The sequence below is a fragment of the Pseudonocardia sp. KRD291 genome (assembly GCF_019263595.1).
Lineage (GTDB): Bacteria > Actinomycetota > Actinomycetes > Mycobacteriales > Pseudonocardiaceae > Pseudonocardia.
Genome location: NZ_JADQDD010000440.1, coordinates 1 through 3268 on the forward strand (window position 1 = coordinate 1; position 3268 = coordinate 3268).

2 protein-coding genes and 1 pseudogene are annotated in these 3268 nt (G+C 74.4%); 1 reads left to right on the forward strand and 2 read right to left on the reverse strand.

The window, feature by feature from the left end:
* Positions 1–153: 153 nt before the first annotated feature.
* Both I4I78_RS31380 and I4I78_RS31385 read right to left on the reverse strand, forming a co-directional pair.
* Positions 154–978, reverse strand: a complete 825-nt coding sequence (locus tag I4I78_RS31380) for a glucose-1-phosphate cytidylyltransferase (RefSeq protein ID WP_226380802.1) — start codon at positions 976–978, stop codon at positions 154–156.
* A gap of 115 nt (positions 979–1093) precedes the next feature.
* The gene (locus tag I4I78_RS31385; protein WP_218615135.1) at positions 1094–1792 is read right to left on the reverse strand and encodes a 2-C-methyl-D-erythritol 4-phosphate cytidylyltransferase; all 699 of its coding nucleotides are present in this window, start codon (positions 1790–1792) and stop codon (positions 1094–1096) included.
* Positions 1793–1951: 159 nt separating this feature from the next.
* Here I4I78_RS31385 and I4I78_RS31390 point away from each other — a divergent pair.
* Positions 1952–3268: pseudogene (locus tag I4I78_RS31390) on the forward strand (hypothetical protein); the annotation flags it as partial.

Here is a 3268-nt window from a genome sequence, read left to right on the forward strand (position 1 = left end):
CCCATCCGCGCCCCGAAGGACCTCACCGGCGCGCCGCCGCGCAGCGTGCTGCTGATGAACCCGGTCTACACCGGTGAGGTCCGCGGCACCCTGGACGAGCTCGGGCTGGCCGGCACCGAGCTGCTCACGGTCTGAGGGCCGCGGGGCCGGCGCTCACCAGCGCGGGCCCTCCTCCTTCCAGACCTTCCACGGGGCGTTCCCACCGGACCAGCGTTCGTTGAGCAGCTGGTAGTCCTTGTAGGTGTCCATCGCGGCCCAGAAGCCCTCGTGCCGGTTGACGGTGAGCTGCCCGTCCCGGGCGAGGCGGCCGAGTGGCTCGTGCTCGAGGAACAGGTCCTCCTCGTCGTCGAGGTAGTCGTCGAGGAACGACCGCTCGAACATGAAGTACCCGCCGCTGACCCAGCCGGTGACCTGGGTGGGCTTCTCGTTGAACTCGGAGACCACGTCGTCCCCGACGTGCATCTCGCCGAACTTCGACGTCGGGTGCACGCCGGTGACGGTGCCGATCCGGCCGCCGTCGGCGTGTGCCTTGGCCAGCTGGTCGATGTCCACGTCGGCGACGCCGTCGCCGTAGGTGAGCATGAACTGCGGGGTGTCGATGTAGTGGCGGATCCGGCGCAGGCGGGCACCGGTGCCGGCGTCCAGGCCGGTCTCGGCGAACGTGATCTCCCAGTTCTCGTCGGCGGCGTCGTTGTGGAACCGCGGGGTGTGGTCGCCCTCGGCGAGCGAGAGCGTGAAGTCCGACAGGTGCGCGCGGTAGTCCAGGAAGAACTGCTTGATCTCCCAGCTCTTGTAGCCCAGGCACAGGATGAAGCGGCGGTAGCCGTAGTGGCTGTAGAGCTTCATGATGTGCCAGAGCACCGGTCGCCCGCCGATGTCGACCATCGCCTTGGGCAGCCGTTCGCTCACCTCTCGGATACGGGTGCCCTGGCCACCGCAGAGAATGACGACAGGGGTGTTCGGGTCGATCACCGGCATGGGGAGCCTCCGGGGTCTGGGGAAGCGGTGGGGCACGTGAACGCTGCCGTAGCGACCGTCCTGACCAGCTCTGTGTGGTCCGTCCGCTTGTGGGTCATGTGTCCTTGTCTTCGCGTCACCGGGTCGGTGACGGGTTCTTGTCTAGCGGTGCGCCCACGTCGTGGGCAACCGCCGGCCGTCCCAGACGCCGCACCGCGGTCAGGTCGGCGTCCGTCGCCACGTGCAGGTTCGCCGGGTCCCCGGCGACCGTGACGACCCGGTGCCCGAGCTCGGCGACCAGGCCCGAGTTCTCCACCGGGCGCGGCCGGTCGGCGTGCGCGGAGCGCAGCACCGACGCCCGGAACGCCTGCGGTGTCTGGGTGATCACGGTCCCGTCCTTGGGCATCGTCGCCACCACCTGCCCGTCGACCACCCGCTGCACGACGTCGAGTATGGGCAGCACCGGGACGGCGCCGTCCGCCCCGGCCCGGACGGCCGCGACCACGTCGGCGTAGACCCGGTCCGTCGCCAGGGGGTGGGCCGGATCGGTGACGACCAGAACCTCGGCGTCGTCGGGCACCGCGGCCAGCCCGGCCCGCAGCGACTCCGACTGGTGGTCGCCACCGACGGCGAGTGCGTCCACGGGCTCTCCGTCCCATTCCACACCGGCCGGTAGCACCACCGCGACCCTGTCACAGGTCCGGCGCGCGGCGGCCACGGTGTGGTCGACCAGACGCATCCCGTCGAGCGGCTCGAACTGCTTGAGTCGCCCGAACCGGGTGCCACGGCCGCCCGCGAGCACGATGGCCCAGGACGGGCCGTCACGGTCGGTCATGTCGTTCTCCCTGTTCGGGTGTCGGGCTGCCCGGGACGGCGGACGCTCGAGCGGGAAGGTCGGCCTATGCGTGATCGATGGCGATCGGTGACCCGTTACTCTCGCTCACCCGGAGCGGAGGAGAGGACGGGCGGGACGGTGGTGTCGGACGTGCGAGGCGTGGCCGGTGTCACGGTGTCCGGTCCGGACGCGCTGGCCGGGGTCCGCTCCGCGCAGCAGCTGGCGGGCGAGGTGCTCGCGGAGCCGGGCGCACCTCGGACGGTCGGCGTCGTCGGGCCCGCCGGCAGCGGCAAGTCGGTGACGTTGGGGGTGCTCGCCGCCGCGTGGTCCGCGGCCGGTGTCGAGGTGCGCACCGGCATCGGGGACGACGACCCGTCGACGGTCGCGCTGCTCGTCGACGACGCGCACCTGCTCGGCGATGCGGACCTGGAAGACCTGCGTGTGTGGGCCGCGACGCCGGGCGCCCGGATCGTGGTGGCCCGCCGTCCGTGGCCGCGCGGGACGGCGGTGGCCCGGCTCGGCGCGGCGCTGGCCGCGACCCGTCCGCCGCTGGTGCTGGGGTCGCTGGACCGGGCGGGGGTCGCGGCCCGGGCCGTCCGGGTGCTCGGACGGCGCCCGGCCGGCTGGCTGGTGCGGCTGGTGCACGAGAGCTCCGGCGGGTCGCCGCTGCTCACCGACCGCCTGCTCGTCGCGATGCGGGACGAGGCCGGCGCGGACACCGCGCGGCTGGGCGAGGACGACGGCCGCCCCGCCCCCACCGGGGCGCTGCGGCTGCCCCCGGTCCTGGTCGAGCAGATCGGCTACGCGGTGGACGGGCAGGACCCGCGGGTCCGCGAGCTGGTGCTGGCCGGTGCGCTCGGCGCCCCGATGGACGCCGAGGTGCTGGTGCCCCTGCTCGGGCTGATGGACGCGGCCGGCAGCGGCATCGACGAGCTCGACGAACTCGTCGAGCAGGCCCGCGCGGCGGGGCTGTGCCGGCCCGACGGGCAGGTCGTACCGCTGGTCGGGGTGGCACTGCGGGACCGCACGCCCCCGGCCCGGCGGACCGAGATCCGGCGCACGCTGGCCGAGATCGAGCTCGACCGCGGCGGCAGCGTGCTCGCCGTGGCCCGGACGATGGTCGGCTCGCACGCCACCGGGGACCGGGCCGCGGCCGTGTTCGCCGCGGCCGCCGACGAGGCCGGGCGGGCCGAGGACGACGACGCGCCCGCCCTCTACGCCGAGGCCGTCCGGGCCGGCAGGCCCCCGCTCTCGCTGGCCGCCCGGCGCGCCGAGGCGCACCTGCGCGCGGGCGACCTCGACGCCGCGCTGGCCCAGGCCGACGCGGTGCTCAGCGCGCTCGACGCCGTCGACCCGGACGACGCGCTGCAGGCAGGCTCCGTCGCGGCGTCGGTGCTGGCCCGGCGCGGGCTGCTGGCGCGCAGCGCCGAACTCTACCGCTGGATGGCCGCGGCGTCCGGCGGGGTGGCGCCCGCG